Source organism: Streptomyces sp. V3I7, assembly GCF_030817495.1.
GTDB lineage: Bacteria > Actinomycetota > Actinomycetes > Streptomycetales > Streptomycetaceae > Streptomyces.
In genome coordinates, this window is the sequence record NZ_JAUSZK010000001.1 from 1,195,104 (window position 1) to 1,214,477 (window position 19,374).

Below are 19,374 nucleotides of genomic sequence, written 5' to 3' on the forward strand. Positions count from 1 at the left end.
CTGTAGCTCTGGGACTGGGTGAACCTCTGCCCCGCGGGCACCCCGGCCATGGGCGCGGTCCAGGACAGAGCAGGGTCCGGGGACGCCGCGGGCGGCGGTCCGACCGTCGGCGGGGCGACCGGCCGGGGCGGCACCTCCGCGACGCCGGGCCGGGCGGCGGGCATGGGGCCCGGGCCGGGGTTCCGCTCGGCCGGGGCCGGCTCCGGCGGCACGGGCCGCAGCCGGGTGGTCGTCTCCGACGGGGTCTGGGGCGGGACCGTGGACGGGCGGGCCAGGGCGGAGCGAGGATCCGCGCCGGGCTGCGGCCGGGGCCGCGGCTCCGGCTTCGCCGCCTCTGGCGCGACGGGGCGCAGCCGGGCGGTCGACTCGGCCGGAGCCAGAGCGGAAGCCGAGGCCGGGACGGAAGCCGGGGGCGAGGCCGAGGCCTGGGCCGAAGCGGACGCCGGGGCCAGAGCCGGAGCGGACGCCGGGGCGGAAGCCGAGGCGGCCTGGGCGGAAGCCGAAGCTGGGGTCGGAGTCGAAGCGGACGCCGGGGCAGAACCCGAGGCCGGAGCCGGAGCCGGGGCGAAAGCCGAGGCCCAAACCGAAGCAGACGCCAGGGACGAGGCCGAGGCCGGAACCGAGGCCGGGGCGGAAGCCGAGGCGGCCTGGGCCGAAGCCGAAGCTGGGGTCGGAGCCGGAGCGGACGCCGGGGCGGAAGCCGAGGCGGCCTGGGCGGAAGCCGAAGCTGGGGTCGGAGTCGAAGCGGACGCCGGGGCCGGAGCCGGGGCGGGAGCCGAAGCGGAAGCGGAAGCCAGGGCATGAGCCGAGGCCGAGGCCGTAGCGGAAGCCGGGGCAGAAGCCGGGGCCGGGGCCTGGCCCGGGACCGTGCCCGTGCTGCCGGGGGTCGGAGGGGTGTCGGGGAAGCGCGCCGTGGCGGGTGGGGGCGGCATGGCGTCGGTGCGGGGCGGGGTTTCCGGGGACTCGCCGGAACCGGGGGTGGCGTTCGCGGGGCCGGGGGCGGAGGAGACGGGAGCGTGCCGTGCTTCCGTGCTCATGCACACCCCGTTTCCTCGTGCCCAGCCCGTGGTCGTACGCGCGTTTCGTCCGCGGGCCGACACCCCGTCCGGCGGGCCCGTGGGAAGTCGTCCGTCCGGGCACGCCTACCCGCACGGGCGAAGCGGCATCCCGGTGCGGTCCTGCGGCCCGGGGCGTTCCGCCGCGTGTGCGCGTCACTCTACGGGTTGTTCCTGACCGAGCGGGAACCAGTCCGCGCCCCCGGGGCATCTGCCCGGAACATCCCCCTACCCTGCGGTAATCCTGTCTGGCAGGCTTCGTTCATGACTGTGCGCGCCGCCGAGCGGGCCCGGTACGGCCGGGCCACGGCCCATCTGGACGCCCCTCTCGCGCTCGTGGATCTGGAGGCCTTCGACGCCAACGCGGACGATCTCGTCCGCCGCGCGCGCGGGAAGCCGGTCCGGGTCGCCAGCAAGTCCGTGCGCTGCCGGGCCCTGTTGGAGCGGGTCCTGGCCAGGCACGGCTTCTCGGGCGTGATGTCCTTCACGCTCGCCGAGTCGCTGTGGCTCGCGCGCTCCGGTTTCAACGACGTCCTGCTCGCCTATCCCTCGGCCGACCGGCAGGGCTTCGCCGCGCTGGCCGCCGACGCCGAGCTCGCGTCCGCCGTGACGGTCATGGTGGACGACCCCGCCCAGCTCGACCTCATCGACGCGGCCCGCGACGGTGGCCGTGAAGTGGTGCGGGTCTGCCTGGAGTTGGACACCTCGCTGAAGCTGTTCGGCGAGCGGCTGCGGTTCGGCGCGCTGCGCTCGCCGGTGCGCTCCCCCGGCCAAGTCGCCGAGCTGGCACGGGCGGTGGCTCGGCGACCGGGCTTCGCGCTGGTGGGGATCATGGCGTACGAGGGGCACATCGCCGGGGTGGGCGACGACGTCGCCGGGCGCCGGCTGCGCTCGCGCGCCGTGCGGCTCATGCAGGCGGCCGCCCGGCGCGAACTGGCCGAGCGGCGGGCCGCGGTGGTGCGGGCGGTGCGGTCCGTGGCGCCGGACCTGGAGTTCGTCAACGGCGGCGGCACGGGCAGTGTGCAGCACACGGCCGCCGAGGACGCGGTCACGGAGATCGCGGCCGGCTCCGGGCTGTACGTGCCGCATCTGTTCGACACCTACACATCCTTCACCGGCCGTCCGGCCGCCCTCTTCGCGCTGCCCGTCGTACGGCGGCCGGGCGCCGGGGTCGTGACCGTGCTGGGCGGCGGCTATCCGGCCTCGGGTGCGCCGGGACGCGACCGGCTTCCGGTGCCGTACCTCCCGGAGGGGCTGCGGTACGACGGCTCGGAGGGCCCCGGCGAGGTGCAGACGCCGCTGCTCGGCTCGGCCGCCGACGGCCTGCTCATCGGCGACAAGGTGTGGTTCCGGCACGCGAAGGCCGGCGAGCTGTGCGAGCGGTTCGAGGCGCTGCACCTCGTCGAGGGGGACGCGGTGACGGCCACGGTGCCCACGTACCGGGGCGAGGGCCGCACGTTCCTCTGAGGCCGCGTCCGGTTCAGTTCAGTACACGGTGTCCGCCTGGTCCGGGACGACCGAGCCGTCGTCGCGCAGCAGCGGGGTGTGGCTGCCGTCGGGCGCGTTGTAGGCGGTCGTGGAGCATGGGTACGGCTCGGGCCTGCGCGGCAGCGGTTCGATGAACATCGGGTTGACGACCCAGCGTCCGTCGGCGTCGTCGTAGGCCCGGCACATCAGCTCGGCCTTGTCGCGGTTGACGACGAGGTGGGCGCCGGTGGCGTCGCCGACGAAGGTGACGTCGGTGTCGGCGTCGCCGCCCGCGACGACGGGCCGCCGCGCCGCGGGCTGCTTCTCCCAGGCGGCGGCGCCGTGGATGCCGTACACCTCCTGGTTGATCCAGCAGCGCTTGCCGTCGATGTACGGGATCGCCGCGCCGCGCGTGGCGGGGACGTCGCCGCAGCCCTGGTTCCACGTGGTGATGCGGCCGTGGCGGTCGAGGACCGAGCGGATGGCGATGGTGTGCGCGGCGTCGATGCCGACGGCCCGGGACCAGACCTCGGTGACCGGCTCGGAGCCCGCCGAAACGATGTACACGTCGAATCCGGCTCGTCGGAGGGTGCGGATCAGGGCGCGCTGCTGGTCGTAGTAGCGGGCGTAGGCGGGGATCGTGTGGGTGCCGAGGGTCCGGGTGGCGCCGATGGGCGAGGCGAGTGCCTCGCGGCGGGCGGCCGCGGCGTAGGAGGAGAGTTCGGCCGGGGTGCGGCCGGCGAAGAGCTGGGGCACCCAGGCGTACTGCGGCACGGTGCGCCGGTGGTTCCAGGTGCCCGCGAAGGCCGGGGCGCCGCTCATGGTGCGGGCGTTCTCGCGGATCTCCAGGATCTCGTCCGTGCAGCGGGCGTTGTCCGACGTGCGCAGGGGGACGGGCGTTCCCGCGCCGCAGGCCCGGGTCAGGGCCTGGTCGGCGGCGTCGGTGAGCCAGGCGCTGGTGTCCTTCCACCGGGCGGGGCGCAGGAGTTCGTCGTGTCGCAGCGCCCAGGAGATCGTGGCGTCGGTGATGTCGTTCTTCGTGATCGTGTTGTCCCAGTCGAAGGCGGCGACCGGGTGGGTCCTGCCGGGATCCCCGGCGCAGGTGCCGTACGCGTCGATCACCTGCTGGAGGCGGGCGCGGTTGTCGCCGTACCAGTCCCCGGCGAGGCGGGGGCAGTGGGGGCGTACCGGCGCCGATGCTGCCGAGGTGGGTGCGGCCGCCAGGGTGGCGGCCGCGACCAGGGTCCACGTGAGGAGATGGCGTCGCATGGGACGTGGACCGTACACCGGCAGAACGCTCCGGCTAGAGAGGCGTGACGTACGCGCCCGAGATTCCGCCGTCCACCAGGAAGTCGGTGGCGTTCACGAAGGAGGAGTCGTCGCTGGCCAGGAAGGCGACGGCGGCGGCGATCTCGTCGGCCTCGGCGAACCGGCCGAGCGGGATGTGCACCAGGCGGCGCGCGGCCCGCTCCGGATCCTTGGCGAACAGCTCCCGCAGCAGGGGGGTGTTGACCGGCCCGGGGCACAGCGCGTTGACCCGGATCCCCTCCCGCGCGAACTGCACGCCCAGCTCGCGCGACATGGCGAGGACCCCGCCCTTGGAGGCGGTGTACGAGATCTGCGAGGTCGCCGCGCCCATCCTGGCCACGAAGGACGCGGTGTTGATGATGGAGCCCCTGCCCTGGCGGCGCATGTAGGGGATGGCTGCCTTGCAGCACAGGTAGACGGAGGTGAGGTTGACCTCCTGGACGCGCTTCCAGGCCTCCAGGCCGGTCTCCAGGATGGAGTCGTCGTCGGGCGGGGAGATGCCCGCGTTGTTGAAGGCGACGTCGACGCTGCCGTAGGTGTCGTACGCCGTCTTGAACAGCGCCTCGACCTGCTCGGGGTCGGTGACGTCGGCCTGCACGAACAGCCCGCCGACGTCTTCCGCGGCGGCCTTCCCGGCGGTCTCGTCGATGTCGGCGCAGACCACATGGGCGCCCTCGGCGGCGAGGCGCCGGGCGGCGGCGAGTCCGATGCCGCTGCCAGCTCCGGTGACGACGGCGGTACGGCCGACCAGACGGCGGCAGATGCTCTCCTGAGCCTGGCTTTCCTGAGCCTGGCTTTCCTGAACCTCGGTCACAGTGCGGGCCCCTCCGTGCTGATGAAGACGTTCTTGGTCTCAGTGAAGGCGGTCAGCGCGTCGGGGCCCAGTTCACGGCCGACACCCGACTGCTTGAACCCCCCGAAGGGGGTCCAGTAGCGCACGCTGGAATGGGAGTTGACGGACAGGTTGCCGGCCCGCACGGCCTGCGAGACGCGCAGGGCGCGGCCCAGGTCGCGGGTCCACAGGGAGCCGGCGAGGCCGTACGGGGTGTCGTTGGCGAGGCGGACGGCGTCCGCCTCGTCGGTGAACGGCAGCAGCACGGCGACCGGGCCGAAGATCTCCTCGCGGGCGGCGGCGGAGTCGTGCCGCTCCCCGGTGAGCACGGTCGGCGGGAACCAGAAGCCGGGCCCGTCGGGCGCGCCGCCGCGCAGGGCGGGGGCATCCGCCGGTACGAACTCCCGTACCCGGTCGAGCTGTTGGCGCGAGATCAGCGGCCCCATCTGGGTCTTCTCGTCGGCCGGGTCGCCCACCACCACGGCGGACAGCGCGTCGGCGAGCAGCTCGCGAACCTCCTCGAACACCGGCTCCTGAACGAGGATCCGCGTGCGGGCGCAGCAGTCCTGGCCGGAGTTGTCGAGGAAGGAGAAGGGATCGACGGCGGCCTTCAGGTCGGCGTCGGCGAAGACGATGTTGGGGCTCTTGCCGCCGAGTTCGAGGGTGACGGGCTTGACCTGCCGGGCGCAGCGCTCCATGACCTCGCGGCCGGTGCGGGTGGAGCCGGTGAACACGATCTTCGCCACGTCCGGATGGTCGACGAGCGCGCGACCGGCGATGTGGCCGTGTCCGGGCAGCACCTGGAAGAGGTGCTCGGGAAGGTCTGCATCTAGGGCGAGTTGAGCCAGACGCAGGGCGGTGAGCGGGGTCGTCTCGGCGGGCTTGAGGACGACCGCGTTGCCCGCGGCGAGGGCCGGGAAGGAGCCCCAGGCGGCGATGGGCATCGGGAAGTTCCAGGGGGCGACGACGCCGACGACGCCGAGGGGTTCCTGGAAGGTGACGTTCCAGCCGCCGGGGACGGGGATCTGCTTGCCGAGGAGGCGTTCGGCGCCGCCGGCCGCGTAGAGGAGGAGGTCGCGGGCGTTGCCGGCCTCCCAGCGGGCGTTGCCGAGGAGGTGGCCGGCCTCGCGGACCTCCAGCTGAGCGAGTTCGTCGAGGTGGGCGTCCACGACGTCGGCGAAGCGGCGCAGCAGGCGGGCCCGGTCGGCGGGGGCTGTCGCGGCCCACTTCGTCTGCGCCCGCGCGGCCCGTGCCACGGCGGCGTCCACGTCGGCCGCGCTCGCGGCGGGGACGGTGGCGACGATCTCTTCGGTGGCGGGGTTGAGTACCTGGAGCTCGAGCTCGTTCGACAAGGAAGAACCTCACATGCGTTCGAAGGAGCGGCGCAGCTCCCAGTCGGTCACCGCGGCGTCGAAGGCCTCCAGTTCGACGCGGGCCATGTTGCGGTAGTGCGCGACGACCTCGTCACCGAAGGCGGCCTTGGCGATGGGGCTGTTCTCCCAGAGCTCGGCGGCCTCGCGCAGGGTGCTGGGCACGTGCTCGAACTCGGCCGCGTAGGCGTTGCCGGGGCAGGGATCGGGCAGCTCCAGCCCCTGCTCGATGCCGTACAGCCCGGCGGCGACCAGGCTGGCCACCGCGAGATACGGGTTGACGTCCCCGCCGGGCAGCCGGTTCTCGAAGCGCAAGGAGCGGCCGTGGCCGACGACGCGCAGGGCGCAGGTGCGGTTGTCGTGGCCCCAGGCGACGGCGGTCGGGGCGAAGGAGCCGGGCTGGAACCGCTTGTAGGAGTTGATGTTCGGGGCGTAGAGGAGCGCGAAGTCGCGCAGGGCCGCCAGCTGCCCGGCGAGGAAGTGCCGCATGACCGCGGACATCCCCTCGGGCCCGGCCATCGCGTTGGTGTCGTCGGCGTCCGCGAGCGAGAGGTGGATGTGGCAGGAGTTGCCCTCGCGCTCGTTGTACTTGGCCATGAAGGTGATCGAGACGCCCTCCTGGGCGGCGATCTCCTTGGTGCCGGTCTTGTAGACGGCGTGCTGGTCGCAGGTGACCAGGGCCTCGTCGTAGCGGAAGGCGATCTCGTGCTGGCCGGGGTTGCACTCGCCCTTGGCGGACTCGACGGTGAGGCCGGCGCCGGCCATCTCGTTGCGGATGCGGCGCAGCAGGGGCTCGATGCGGCCGGTGCCGAGGACCGAGTAGTCGATGTTGTACTGGTTGGCCGGGGTCAGCCCCCGGTAGTTCGCGTCCCAGGCCTGCTCGTAGGTGTCCTTGAAGACGATGAACTCCAGCTCCGTGCCGACCTGGGCGGTGTAGCCGAGTTCGGCGAGCCGCTCCAGCTGGCGGCGCAGGATCTGGCGGGGCGCGGCGACGACCGGGGAGCCGTCGTTCCAGGCGAGGTCCGCCATGAGCAGGGCGGTGCCGGCGTTCCAGGGGACACGGCGGAGCGTGTCGAGGTCGGGGTGCATGGCGAAGTCGCCGTAGCCGCGGTCCCAGGAGGACATCGTGTAGCCGTCGACGGTGTTCATCTCGGCGTCGACGGCGAGGAGGTAGTTGCAGCCCTCGGTGCCGTGCCGGAGGACCTCGTCGAGGAAGAAGCGGGCGGCGAACCGCTTGCCCTGGAGGCGCCCCTGCATGTCGGGGAAGGCCAGGACGACGGTGTCGATCTCACCGCTCGCGACGAGGGCGTGCAGCTCCTCGACGCCGAGCGGCGGTGTGCGGTCTGCCACGGGAGAGTCTCCTTCGGCTTCTTCGGCACGGCCGGGAGCCCTAAGGTATGGGGGCGAACCATTGCTTGGGAAGGGGGTGCGACCTGATGTCGCGGGAGACGGGAACTGGGGGACGGGAGACGGGAACGGAGAAACCGGACGAGCGTCTGGCGCCGGTGCTGCGGCCGGTACGGGCGGGCAACGGCTTCGAGGAGGCGCTGGAGCAGATCCTCCAGGTCGTACGGCTGGGCCTGGTGCCGGGGGGCGAGCGGCTGCCGGCCGAGCGGGAGCTGGCGGACCGGCTCGGGATCAGCCGGGTGACACTGCGCGAGGTGCTCAAGGTGCTCGCCGAGCAGGGGCTGGTGGAGTCGCGGCGCGGGCGCTACGGCGGAACGTTCGTCCTGCCGAGGGCCGACGCGGGCGGCGAGGACGAGCTGCGGCGCCGGATCGCGGAGGTCGACGTCGAGGACGTCCTGCGCTTCCGGGAGGTGCTGGAGGTGGGCGCGGCGGGGCTGTGCGCCGCGCACGGTCTGACCGGCGAGCGCGCGGAGCGGTTGCGCACGGCGCTGGCCCGCACGCACGACGCGCCCCTGGCCGACTACCGCCGCCAGGACACCCTGCTGCACCTCACCCTGGCCGAGCTGTCGGGTTCGCCGACCCTGAGCGCGCAGTACGCGGCGGTCCGGGCGACGGTGAACGAACTGCTCGACTGCATCCCGCTCCTGGTACGCAACCTCGAACACTCCCAGCGCCAGCACACCGCGCTCGTGGAGGCGGTGCTGGACGGCGACGCGGAGGGGGCGCGTGAGATCGCGCGGGAGCACTGCGCGGGAACGGCGGCGCTGCTGCGGGGCTTTCTGACCTGAACCGGTCCGCCCGGGTGTCGGGTCCCGCGATCGTGGGCACCCATGGCAAAGGTGTGGATGCGATCCATTGCGATCCATTCGATCCATCAACGGGAGCGGGAGACGGCCGGATGGCGGGCAGGGCACTGATCGGCGTCAGTACGTATCTGGAGCCGAGCGCGCGCTGGGGCGTGTGGGACATGGAGACGGCGCTGCTGCCCGCCGCGTATCCGCGGCTGGTGCAGCGGGCCGGAGGCCTGGCAGCGCTGCTGCCGCCGGACGCACCGGAGCAGGCGGCCGCGGCCGTGGCCCGGCTCGACGGCCTGGTGATCGCCGGCGGTCCGGACGTGGAGCCGGTGCGCTACGGCGCCGAGCGCGACCCCCGCACCGGCCCGCCGTACCCGGCGAGGGACGCCTGGGAACTCGCCCTGATCGACGCGGCGTTGGCGGCCGGCGTGCCGCTGCTGGGGATCTGCCGGGGCATGCAGCTGCTCAACGTGGCGCTCGGCGGCACCCTGGTCCAGCACATCGACGGCCACACGGGCCCCGTCGGCGTCCTCGGCCGGCACTCGGTCAAGCCGGTACCGGGCACGCGGTACGCCGCCGTCGTCCCCGAGGAGACGGACGTACCGACGTACCACCACCAGGCCGTGGACCGCCTGGGCGAGGGACTCGTACCGTCGGCGTACGCGGCGGACGGCACGGTGGAAGCCGTCGAGCTGCCCTCGACCGCCGGGTGGGTGCTCGGGGTGCAATGGCACCCGGAGATGGGCAAGGACCTGCGAGTGATGCGGACACTGCTCACCGCGACCACCTGAGCCACCCGGCCCTCACGGCGCCCTCAACGCCGCCACGCTCCCGGGCGCACGGCCTCGGTGAACACCCGAGGACCTCTGTGAGCGAGAGGCCGTCCGCAGGTCAGTCGCCGTCCGCGGCGGACGGCACAGTGGCGGCCGCCGAGCGGCCCCGCAGCCGCTCGGCGCGCAATGGCCGCACGCCCTCAACGCCGCCACGCTCCCGGGCGCAGGGTCTCCGTCAGCACTCGGGGCGCCTCGGCGAGCGACGGCCGTACCAGGTCAGTTGCCGTCCGCGGCGGACGGCACAGTGCGGGCCGCGGCCCGGCAGCCGCTCCGGGTGCAATGGCCGCACGCCCTTAACGCCGCCGCGCTCCCGGGCGCACGGCCTCGGTGAACACCCGAGGACCTCTGTGAGCGAGAGGCCGTCCGCAGGTCAGTCGCCGTCCGCGGCGGACGGCACAGTGCGGGCCGCGGCCCGGCAGCCGCTCGACGTGCAATGGCCGCACGCCCTCAGCGCCGCCGCGCTCGCGGGCGCAGGGTCTCCGTCAGCACTCGGGGCGCCTCGGCGAGCGACGGGCCGTACCAGGTCAGGTGGCGTCCGCTGACGAGTGCGCAGCGCAGGCCGGGGAAGGCCTCCGGGCCGTCGTCGGCCGTGAAGCGGTACGGCTCGTCGGGGAGGACGACGACGTCGGGTGCCGCGGTCCGCAGCTCCTCGACCGGGATGCGCGGGTAGCGCTCCGCGTGCCCGGCGTGGAGGTGGTCCACGCCGAGGCGGGCCAGGACGTCGCCCGCGAAGGTGTCCCGGCCGAGGACCATCCACGGTCGCCGCCAGACGGGGACGACCGCGCTCGTGCGTTCCGTGGGCGCGGGCAGGGACGACCAGGCGTTCTCCGCCTCGTCCAGCCATCGCGGCCGTGCGCCGGCGCCGCACGCGGCCAGTACCCGGTCCAGCTCCCGGAAGGCCTGCGGGACGTCGCGCACCTCGGTGACCAGCACGTCCAGACCCGCGGCGCGCAGGGCGTCGAGGTCGGCGGCGCGGTTCTCCTCCTCGTTGGCGACGACGAGGTCGGGAGCGAGGGCGACGATCCGCTCGACGCGCGGGTTCTTGGTGCCACCGACACGGGTGACCTCCAGACCCGCCGGACGGTCGCACCAGTCCGTGGCGCCGACCAGGGCCCCGGGGAGCGAGACGGCGACCGCCTCGGTGAGGGACGGGACGAGAGAGACGATCCGCACGACAGCGTCTACCGTGACCGGTCGCGCAGCGCCTCGATGTGCTCGGCCACGGCGACGATGATCACGCGGGTGTCCGGGACCGTGGCCCGCCAGCGGTGGCGCACGCCGCCCGTGAGGTACAGGGTGTCGCCGCGGCCGAGTCGGTAGGCGCGGCCCTCCGCCTCGATCTCCACCGCGCCGTCGGCGACGTACATCACCTCGTCGTTGCGGTGCTGGAACTCGCGGCCCGCGTCGTGGTCGCCGGTGAACTCCGAGGCGTGCAGCTGGTGATGGCCGCGCACCAGCGAGCGCACACGCGGGGCGAAGTCGTCCAGCGTGACGTCCTCGGCGCGGACGACATCGACGCTGCACGCCGGATCGGCGGCGGCGAGGAGTTCGACGGCGGTGGTGCGCAGAGCGTCGGCCACCTTCTCCAGGGAGCTCCGGCTGGGGCGCGCCCGGTCGTTCTCGATCTGGCTCAGGAAGGGCACCGAGAGGCCGCTGCGCTCGGCCACGACGGCGAGGGTGAGCTCCAGCGCACGGCGTCGCCGCCGGACGGCCGCGCCCACGCGCAGGGGCTGCTGTTCCTTGTGGTCGCCCATCGCTCCGGCTCCCTCCTCCGCTCGTCGCTCCACCGCCGGGGCACCCGGTGCCGGGCGCGGGTGCTCTGATGAGTTGTCTGCACCCTACGCATGTTCGGCAAACCGTTTCATGCGCCCATCACATCCGTGTCACGTACGAGGGACACGACCCTCATGGTTCGCGCCAGCGATCGTCCGGAGCCTGGCGGCTCCGCGGCGCGTGGCCCGCGGCCGGCCCCGACCGGCACGAGGTCACGCTCCTTTCGGTTCAAGGCGCAACGGGTCGCAAATGTTCCCGTCAGCGCCGTGGTGAGCTGGGAGGCGGTGTGGCGGGCGCCTGCTGGCCCTGACGGCAGAGGCCGGTGGTTCCGCGACCCTTGGGCCGGGGCTTGGCGCTCTGTGGTTGGCCGGATCCTTTCCGTGGGCGGGTGAAGGGGGCGGCCATACGACGAGGGGTGGGTGTCATCGCCCGCGCTCGCGCGGTGACACCCACCCCTCATGAGGCGGTCACGGGACCGTCAGGTCACCCGGCCGCCCGGTCCTTGTCGTGCTGTCCGGCCACCGGCGCCCAGCGGTCGAGCAGACCCGGGTGCCGCCGCAGCCAGGTGCGCACGGCTTCCTGCTCCTTGCCCTTGCCGGCCTTCTGGATCCCGGCTTCCAGGCTGGTGAGCTGCTTCTCCGTCATGGAGAAGTCCTTCAGCCACTTGCCGACCTCGGGGTTGTCGGCGGCGAATCCCTTGCGGGCCAGGGTGTGCACGCCGTCGCCCTTGCCCCAGGCGCCCTTCGGATCCTTGAGCTTCTTCAGGTCGTAGTCGCTGTACGCCCAGTGCGGCGACCACAGCGTGACGACGATCGGCTGCTCCTTGGCGTACGCGCGCTTGAGCTCGGCGAGCATGGCCGGGGTCGAGCCGTCGACGACGTCGAACGAACCCTTGAGGCCGTACTCCTTGAGGACCTTGTCCTTGAGCAGGCCCATCATGCCGGCGCTCGGCTCGATGCCGACGATCTTGCCGTCGAACTCCGAGGCGTGGCTCTTGAGGTCCGCGAGGGAGTCCACGCCCTTGACGTACGACGGGACGGTCAGCTCCAGCGACGTGGGCCCGTACCACTTGCCCAGGTCGTCGAGCCGCTTGCCGTACTTCGCCCAGTACTCGGCGTGCGTGGTGGGCAGCCAGGAGTCCGTCTCGAAGTCGAGCTGGCCGTTCGCCATGCCGGTGTAGAGCGGGCCCGCGGCGTACTGGGTGGCGGTGACCTTGAAGCCGCGCTCCTGAAGGATCTCCTTCCACAGGAAGGTGGAGGCGATGCCCTCGTCCCAGGGGATGTAGCCGAGCTTGATCTCCTTGCCCTTGCCCACGTTGGCGGCGGAGGCCGGGCCGGTGCCGGAGGCGGCGCCGAAGATGTTCATGCCGCCGGCGACGAGGGCGAGGACGATCACGCCGACGACCGCGACGACCGGACGCGGCCGGTAGGTCCAGAACCGGGCGCCACCGGCCGCGCGGGCCTTCGCGGCGGCCCGGCGGCCGAGCGGGGAGATCTGCGTGCCGAGGGCGCTGGTCATCCGGTCCAGGTAGATGGCGAGGACGACGATGCCGACGCCCGCCTCGAAGCCGAAGCCGATGTCGAGCTGGCCGATGGCCTCGTTCACCGCGCCGCCGAGGCCGCCGGTGCCGACCATGCCGGCGATGACGACCATCGACAGGCCCAGCATGATGACCTGGTTGACGCCCGCCATGATCGTCGGCAGGGCGAGCGGCAGCTGCACGCGCAGCAGGGTGGAGCCGGGCCGGGTACCGAACGCCTCGGCGGCCTCGACGAGTTCGGCGTCGACCTGGCGGATGCCGAGCTCGGTCATGCGGACGCCGGGAGCGAGCGCGAAGATCAGCGTGGCGATGACGCCCGCGGCGGTGCCCAGGCCGAAGAAGAGGATGGCCGGGATCAGCAGGACCATCGACGGCATCGTCTGGAGCAGGTCCAGGGCGGGCCGCACGGCAGCGCTGACCGCCTTGGAGCGGGCGGCCCAGATGCCCAGCGGCACGGAGATCACCAGGGCGACCACCGTCGCGACGAGCACCAGGGCCAGCGTCGACATGGCCTGGTCCCACAGGCCGAGCGAGTCGACGAGCGCGAAGCCCGCGAAGGCGAGGACGCCGGCGACGAGGCCACGCAGCCACCAGGCCACGACCGCGAAGACACCGGCCAGGAGCAGAGGTTGGGGCGCGCCGAGGACGGCGTCGAGGCCGTCGTACATGCCCTCCACGACCGTGCGGATCGCGTCGAAGAGCCACGACATGTGCTGGACCAGCCAGTTGACGCCGGAGTCGACCCAGTCGCCGAGCGGAAGCCTAGGCACCGGCGCTCACCCTCCCCCCGTGACCGGCTCGGGCGTGGTCGCACGGCTCGGGGTCTCCCGCCTGGTCGCCGATGAATCCGACGAGGCGCTCACCGGGTACGACGCCGACGAGTTCGCGCTCGCGGTCGAGGACGGCGACCGGGTGCGTCAGGCGGGCGCTCATCGCGCACAGCTCGGTGAACGGCGTGTCGGGCGTGGCCGTCTCGCAGCCGCAGTCGGCCTCGTGGCCGTCGACGTCGGTGTCCATGACGGCGCTCGCGGTGAGCACGCGGGAGCGGTCGACGTCCTGGGTGAAGGAGGCGACGTAGTCGTCGGCGGGCCGGACCAGGATGTCCTCGGCGCTGCCGATCTGGACGATGCGTCCGTCGCGCATGACGGCGATGCGATCGCCCAGGCGCATGGCCTCGTTGAGGTCGTGGGTGATGAAGACGATCGTCTTCTTCAGCGTCTTCTGCAGCTCCAGCAACTGGTCCTGCATGTCGCGCCGGATCAGCGGGTCGAGCGCGCTGAAGGACTCGTCCATCAGCAGCAGGTCGGCGTCGGTGGCGAGCGCACGGGCCAGGCCCACACGCTGCTGCATGCCGCCGGACAGCTCGTCGGGCCAGGAGTCCTCCCAGCCGGCCAGGCCGCACAGGGCGAGCGCCTCGTCGGCACGGCGTTCGCGCTCGGCGCGGGGCACGCCCTGCACGCTCAGCCCGTAGGCGGCGTTGTCGCGGACGCTGCGGTGCGGGAAGAGCGCGAAGTGCTGGAAGACCATGCTGATCTTCTTCGAGCGGACCTCGCGCAGCTCGCGGTCGGAGAGCGAGGTCAGGTCCTGGCCGTCGAAGCGGACGTGTCCCGCGGTCGGTTCCGACAGTCCGTTGAGCATGCGCAGCAGGGTGGACTTGCCTGATCCGGACAGGCCCATGACCACGAAGATCTGGCCGGGCTCCACGGTGAACGATGCGTCGATCACGGCGGCGGTGGTGCCGTCGGCGCGCAACTCCTCCCGTCCCGCGCCCTTTTGGAGCCGCTCGACTGCGTCGTCGGGTCGTCTGCCGAACACCTTGTACAGGTGCTCGGCCTCAAGCCTCGCGGACACGCGTACCTCTCGTTTTGACAATAAACACGGAGGACGCGCGGTCCGCCGGCGTCAGGACCGGGCGGCGGCGTCACTCCGGGGCCGCGCCTGCCCGGACTTATCCGAACCAAACGGCAAGTGATCGATGCCACATACCGTGACGGCGACCCCGGCGCGGGTGGCCCGACGGTGACTGTCAGTGGCGTACGGCATGATGCGGGACGTGACCGGACGACTGATGCTGCTCGACACCGCCTCCTTGTACTTCCGCGCCTACTTCGGCGTGCCGGACTCCGTGAGGGCGCCGGACGGCACGCCGGTGAACGCCGTGCGGGGCCTGCTGGACTTCATCGACCGGCTGGTGAAGGACCACCGGCCGGACCGGCTGGTGGCCTGCATGGACGCCGACTGGCGGCCGCAGTGGCGGGTCGATCTGATCCCCTCCTACAAGGCGCACCGGGTCGCCGAGGAGCACGAGGCGGGGCCGGACGAGGAGGAGGTGCCGGACACGCTGGCGCCGCAGGTGCCGGTCATCGAGGACGTCCTGGACGCCCTCGGTATCGCGCGCGTGGGGGTCGCGGGATACGAGGCGGACGACGTGATCGGCACGTTCACGGCGCGCGCCGACGGCCCGGTCGACATCGTCACCGGCGACCGTGATCTCTACCAACTGGTGGACGACCAGCGGGGGATCCGTGTGCTGTACCCGTTGAAGGGCGTCGGCACGCTCCAGATGACCGACGAGGCCGTGCTGCGCGGGAAGTACGGCGTCGGCGGGAGCGGGTACGCGGATCTGGCGCTGCTGCGCGGCGACCCGAGCGACGGGCTGCCCGGCGTGCCCGGCGTCGGCGAGAAGACCGCGGCCAAGCTGCTGGCGGAGTTCGGTGATCTGGCCGGAATCATCGCGGCGATCGGCGACCCTAAGGCCAGGCTCACGCCGTCGCAGCGCAAGCGGCTGGACGAGGCGCGGCCGTACCTCGCCGTGGCCCCGAAGGTCGTCCGGGTCGCCGACGACGTCCCCCTCCCGGACGTCGACACGGCGCTGCCGCACACTCCGCGTGACTCCGCCGGGCTGGACGCGCTGGCAGCACGCTGGGGACTGGGCGGCTCCCTGCAGCGACTGCTGGTCACTCTGGAGGCGTGATCCCGATGAAAGGGGGTGGAGAGTGAGAGAAGGTGCTAACTTAGGTATACCTAAGTGTGCAGCAGGGAGGCTGTCATGGCAGTGCGTCCGGGACGTCAGGCGCGCCGGCTCCACTCCGCCCAGGTCGTACGTACCGAGCGGCTGACCCCGAACATGCAGCGCGTGGTGCTGGGCGGTGACGGTCTCGCCGGTTTCACCGCGGACACCTGCACCGACCATTACGTGAAGCTGCTCTTCCCGGCCGACGGTGCGGTCTACCCGGAGCCCTTCGACCTGGAGCGGATCCGTGCGGAGTTCCCGCGCGAGCACTGGCCGGTGACGCGGACGTACACCGTGCGCGACTGGAACCCCGTCCCCGGCGAGCTGACGCTGGACTTCGTCGTGCACGGCGAGGAGGGCCTGGCCGGCCCGTGGGCCCTGCGCGCCCGCCCCGGCGACACCGTACGGTTCCTGGGCCCCGGCGGCGCCTACACCCCCGACGTGAGTGCCGACTGGCATCTCCTCGCCGGTGACGAGAGCGCGCTGCCCGCGATCGGCCGCTCCCTGGAGAGGCTGCCCGACGGCTCCCGCGCCCACGTCTTCATCGAGGTCGCCGGCCCCGAGGAGGAGCAGAAGTTCGACTCCGACGTGGACGTCGTCTGGCTGCACCGCGGCAACCGCCCCACCGGCGAGGCCCTGGTCGAGGCCGTCCGCGCCCTCTCCTTCCCGGAGGGCCGCGTCCACGCCTTCGTCCACGGCGAGGCGGCCTTCGTCAAGGACCTGCGCCGCCTGCTCCGCGTCGAGCGCGCCATCCCCCGCGAACACCTCTCCATCTCCGGCTACTGGCGCCTCGGCCACAACGAGGAAGGCTGGCGAGCCGTCAAACCCGAATGGAACGCCCGCATCGAGGCGGAACAGGAGGGCGGGTCGGTGGCGGCGTAGGGCCGTTACGGGGGGGGCGACGGGCCGTGGCTGGGCGCCGAGCGGCGACTTGATGTGTCGCGCCTCGGCGCCGCGGCGACAACGCCCGAGGACCTCGCGGGCCCCGCCCGCGCATGAGGCGGCCTGCGACGCAAGGCCCAGCCCACGTGCCGCGATACCGACAACTCGGTCGCCCCGGCGCTGAGAACCGGCGCCATGCGGCGCGCCTCGGCGTCGCGACGTACTCCCGAGGGACTCGCGGGCGCCCGCGCGTGAGGCGGCTGCACCTGCCGTCCGTCATCGCATGGCCCCGGCGCAGGTACGACGGAGGCGGCGAGCAACGGCCCACGGCTCACCTCAGGCGCAGCTCCCGAAGGTCCCCGACCGAGTCAGCGGGTCGCGGCACCGACTGCCCGCGCGTGCGACGCGAAGCGGTAACCGCCCTGGCGGTCGCCGCCCACCCCGGCTCCAGGTGGCAGCACCACGCCCCTCGGACGAGCCCAGAGCAGGCAGACGCACAACCACCGCCCCAAGCCCCACGACGCCGCAGACGCGCGCGGAATCGGCTGGCCCGGCGGAGCGCCTACGCTGGGGGTGAGATGAGACGTAAGACCCCGATCCCGCCCTCGCCCCTGCCGCAGCGTCAGGGGGTGGACGCGGTGCGGGTGCGGTTGCCCCGGGAGGGGGTGTGGGGGACCGTGCGGGAGTATCTGGTGGCGCGGCTGACCGGGGCCGGGCCCGGCGTGGTCGACGGGATGATCGACTCGGGGGCGTTCCTCGGCGCCGACGGGCGGGCCGTCGCGCCCGACGCTCCGTACGTGCCGGGCATGTTCGTGTGGTTCCACCGCGCGCTGGCCGACGAGGTGCCGGTGCCGTTCCCGGTGGAGGTCGTCCACCGGGACGAGCACATCGTCGTGGCCGACAAGCCGCACTTCCTCGCCACCACCCCGCGCGGCAGCCACGTCACCGAGACCGCGCTGGCCCGGCTCCGGCGTGAGCTCGGCATCCCGGAGCTGTCCGCCGCCCACCGCCTGGACCGCCTCACGGCCGGACTCGTGCTGTTCACGGTACGGCCCGAGGAGCGCGGCGCGTACCAGACGCTGTTCCGCGACCGGCGTGTGCGGAAGGTGTACGAGGCCGTGGCGCCGTACGACGCCTCACTCTCCCTCCCCCGGACCAGACGCAGCCGGATCGTCAAGGAGCGCGGCGTGCTGGCCGCCCGCGAGGTCGAGGGCGAGCCCAACGCCGAGACCCTGCTCGAACTCGCCGAGCACCGGCCCGCGGACGGGCCGGCCCGCTACCGGCTGACCCCGGCCACCGGCCAGACCCACCAGCTGCGCGTGCACATGAACGCCCTCGGCCTGCCGATCCTCGGCGATCCGCTGTATCCGGAGGTGGCCCCCGCCGGACCGGCCGACGACTTCCGCCGCCCGCTCCAACTGCTGGCGCGGACACTGGAGTTCACCGATCCGGTCACAGGGGCCGAGCATCGCTTCCGTAGCGGGCGGGAGCTTCAGGCCTGGACCTCGTACGAGGAGTGGGCCGCCCCGTAGACGGCTCCGGTCCTCCCGCCCGCCGGTCCTCCGGTCAGTGGCCGTACCACCAGCGGCGCAGGCGCTCCCAGACGCCCAGAGGGCGAACCTGTTGCGGTACCGGTACCGGTACCGGCGCCGGTGCCGGCTGGGCCGGAGCGGCCGGCTCGGCGACCGGGGCGGAGGCGGGCATCGGCGTACGCGTGGTGCCCACCTGCCACGTCGTGCGCTGCGGCGGGATCGGGGCGTGGCTGGGCTTGTCCGCCACGTCCTGCTGCGGCTTCGGCTCGAACCGCACCGGCAGTGACACCAGATGACGGGACGCGATCGACGACCGCCACGTCAAGTCGTCCTCGTCGCAGTCGAGTTGGATGTCCGCCAGCCGCATCAGCAGCGCGTCGACCCCGACGTCGGCGATCGCGCGCCCGATGTCCTGCCCCGGGCACTCGTGCGGACCGCCGCTGAAGGCGAGGTGGGAGCGGTTGCCCTGCATGTTGGCGGTCAGGTCGGGCCGTACCCGCGGATCGACGTTGCCCGGCGCGGGCGCGTACAGCAGCCCGTCGCCCTTCCGGATGTGCTGACCGCCCAACTCCGTGTCCTGCTTGGCGAAGTAGGCGAAGATGGTGCTGAACGGCGGCTCGTCCCACAGAGACTGCTCGACCGCCTCCGGCACCGTCATCTGACCGCCGTTGAGCTGGGCACGGAAGCCCGGATCCGTGAGGACCATGCGCAGCGCGTTGGCGAGAAGGTTGGTGGTGGCCTCGTAGGCGGCGAAGAGCACGAGGCGCAGGTGCTCTCTGACCTCGTCGTCGGTCAGTCGCGCCGGGTGGGTGATGAGATAGCTGGTGAAGTCCTCCTCGGGCCGGGCGCGGCGGCGGGTGGTGAGCCGGCTCAGCGCATCCATCACGTAGGCGTGGCTGCTGATCGCGGTCTCCGTGCCCTTGAGCGCGTCGCGGGCGGACTGCACCATGCGGTCGTTGTACTCCTCGGGCATGCCGAGGATCTCGCACATCACCGCCATCGGCAGATGCTCGGCGAACTGGGAGACCAGGTCGGCGCGGCCCGTCTCGCAGAAGTCGTTGACCAAGCGCTGGGTGTGGCGGCCGATGTAGCGGCGGATGCCGCGGTGGTCGATGGTCGAGATGGCGCCGGTCACCGCGGCCCGCAGTCGCTGGTGCTCCTCACCCTCGGCGTGGGCGCAGATGGGCTGCCAGGCGATGTGCGGCATGAGGGGATGGTCGGGCTTGACCATCCCTTCGAGGAGTGGCCGCCAGATGCGGCTGTCCTTGGTGTACAGCGAGGGGCTGCGCACCATGTGCAGGTTCTCGGCGTGCCCGAGGACCACCCACATCGGCACGTCGTCGTGGAGCAGGACCGGAGCCACGGGGCCGTGCTCGCCGCGCAGCCGCTCGTACAGGCCGCCCAGGTCCTCCGCCTCGGGGCCGTACAGCCGGTGCAGCCCGCCGGGCCCCCGGCCGTGCGCCGGGCAGCCGGGCGGCGGCCCGACAGCGGGATCGTCCGTACCGGTCGAGTAGTGCGGTTCAGGAGTCACTGAGTCGCTCCGAAACTGAAGTGGATGTCGACGGAGA

At 72.8% G+C, this 19,374-nt stretch carries 16 protein-coding genes; 7 read left to right on the top strand and 9 right to left on the bottom strand.

All coding sequences use genetic code 11. The features are described from left to right. Positions 1-18 precede the first annotated feature (18 nt). Positions 19-804, top strand: a complete 786-nt coding sequence (locus QFZ74_RS05735; RefSeq protein ID WP_307619684.1) for a hypothetical protein — start codon at positions 19-21, stop codon at positions 802-804. Positions 805-1,319: 515 nt separating this feature from the next. Continuing rightward, positions 1,320-2,522 (top strand): amino acid deaminase/aldolase, encoded by a 1,203-nt coding sequence (locus QFZ74_RS05740; RefSeq protein ID WP_307619686.1) that lies wholly within the window; start codon positions 1,320-1,322, stop codon positions 2,520-2,522. An 18-nt stretch (positions 2,523-2,540) separates the two neighbouring features. On the opposite strand, the gene QFZ74_RS05745 is transcribed toward QFZ74_RS05740, so the two are convergent. Genes QFZ74_RS05745 through QFZ74_RS05760 form a run of 4 tightly spaced genes read right to left on the bottom strand, consistent with a single transcriptional unit; the run spans position 2,541 to position 7,382 of the window. Then, on the bottom strand, positions 2,541-3,791 hold the full coding sequence (locus tag QFZ74_RS05745) for a haloacid dehalogenase-like hydrolase (protein ID WP_307619687.1): 1,251 nt from the start codon (positions 3,789-3,791) through the stop codon (positions 2,541-2,543). A gap of 34 nt (positions 3,792-3,825) precedes the next feature. Further along, positions 3,826-4,644 carry a 3-oxoacyl-ACP reductase gene (locus QFZ74_RS05750; protein ID WP_307619688.1) on the bottom strand — a complete coding sequence of 273 codons (819 nt, stop codon included), beginning with the start codon at positions 4,642-4,644 and terminating at the stop codon, positions 3,826-3,828. Continuing rightward, the gene (locus tag QFZ74_RS05755) at positions 4,641-6,014 is read right to left on the bottom strand and encodes an aldehyde dehydrogenase (RefSeq protein ID WP_307619689.1); all 1,374 of its coding nucleotides are present in this window, start codon (positions 6,012-6,014) and stop codon (positions 4,641-4,643) included. Before QFZ74_RS05755 ends, QFZ74_RS05750 begins: the two co-directional genes overlap by 4 nt. A 9-nt stretch (positions 6,015-6,023) precedes the next feature. After that, positions 6,024-7,382, bottom strand: coding sequence for a glutamine synthetase family protein (locus tag QFZ74_RS05760; RefSeq protein WP_307619690.1), 1,359 nt, complete (start codon positions 7,380-7,382; stop codon positions 6,024-6,026). Positions 7,383-7,468: 86 nt separating this feature from the next. Between QFZ74_RS05760 and QFZ74_RS05765 the strand changes: the two genes are divergently transcribed. Then, the gene (locus QFZ74_RS05765) at positions 7,469-8,227 is read left to right on the top strand and encodes a FadR/GntR family transcriptional regulator (protein WP_307619691.1); all 759 of its coding nucleotides are present in this window, start codon (positions 7,469-7,471) and stop codon (positions 8,225-8,227) included. Positions 8,228-8,337: 110 nt separating this feature from the next. Beyond that, positions 8,338-9,024, top strand: a complete 687-nt coding sequence (locus QFZ74_RS05770; RefSeq protein ID WP_307619692.1) for a gamma-glutamyl-gamma-aminobutyrate hydrolase family protein — start codon at positions 8,338-8,340, stop codon at positions 9,022-9,024. Between the two features lie 489 nt (positions 9,025-9,513). On the opposite strand, the gene QFZ74_RS05775 is transcribed toward QFZ74_RS05770, so the two are convergent. The 4 genes from QFZ74_RS05775 to QFZ74_RS05790 form a co-directional block, all read right to left on the bottom strand. After that, positions 9,514-10,239 (bottom strand): helical backbone metal receptor, encoded by a 726-nt coding sequence (locus tag QFZ74_RS05775; protein ID WP_307619693.1) that lies wholly within the window; start codon positions 10,237-10,239, stop codon positions 9,514-9,516. An 8-nt stretch (positions 10,240-10,247) separates the two neighbouring features. Then, a complete protein-coding gene (locus QFZ74_RS05780; protein WP_307619694.1) occupies positions 10,248-10,820 on the bottom strand; it encodes a helix-turn-helix domain-containing protein in 573 nt (190 codons plus the stop codon). Positions 10,821-11,322: 502 nt separating this feature from the next. Then, entirely contained in the window at positions 11,323-13,149 is a 1,827-nt protein-coding gene (locus tag QFZ74_RS05785) for an ABC transporter permease/substrate binding protein (RefSeq protein ID WP_307619695.1), read from the bottom strand. Beyond that, positions 13,142-14,230, bottom strand: a complete 1,089-nt coding sequence (locus QFZ74_RS05790; RefSeq protein WP_307619696.1) for a glycine betaine/L-proline ABC transporter ATP-binding protein — start codon at positions 14,228-14,230, stop codon at positions 13,142-13,144. Before QFZ74_RS05790 ends, QFZ74_RS05785 begins: the two co-directional genes overlap by 8 nt. Before the next feature lie 193 nt (positions 14,231-14,423). Between QFZ74_RS05790 and QFZ74_RS05795 the strand changes: the two genes are divergently transcribed. From QFZ74_RS05795 to QFZ74_RS05805, 3 genes are all read left to right on the top strand, one after another. After that, positions 14,424-15,353 (top strand): 5'-3' exonuclease, encoded by a 930-nt coding sequence (locus tag QFZ74_RS05795; RefSeq protein WP_307624051.1) that lies wholly within the window; start codon positions 14,424-14,426, stop codon positions 15,351-15,353. Between the two features lie 75 nt (positions 15,354-15,428). Further along, positions 15,429-16,274, top strand: a complete 846-nt coding sequence (locus QFZ74_RS05800; RefSeq protein ID WP_307619697.1) for a siderophore-interacting protein — start codon at positions 15,429-15,431, stop codon at positions 16,272-16,274. A gap of 578 nt (positions 16,275-16,852) precedes the next feature. Beyond that, the gene (locus QFZ74_RS05805) at positions 16,853-17,806 is read left to right on the top strand and encodes an RluA family pseudouridine synthase (protein WP_307619698.1); all 954 of its coding nucleotides are present in this window, start codon (positions 16,853-16,855) and stop codon (positions 17,804-17,806) included. Between the two features lie 34 nt (positions 17,807-17,840). On the opposite strand, the gene QFZ74_RS05810 is transcribed toward QFZ74_RS05805, so the two are convergent. Beyond that, a complete protein-coding gene (locus QFZ74_RS05810; RefSeq protein WP_307619699.1) occupies positions 17,841-19,337 on the bottom strand; it encodes a cytochrome P450 in 1,497 nt (498 codons plus the stop codon). Positions 19,338-19,374: the final 37 nt, after the last annotated feature.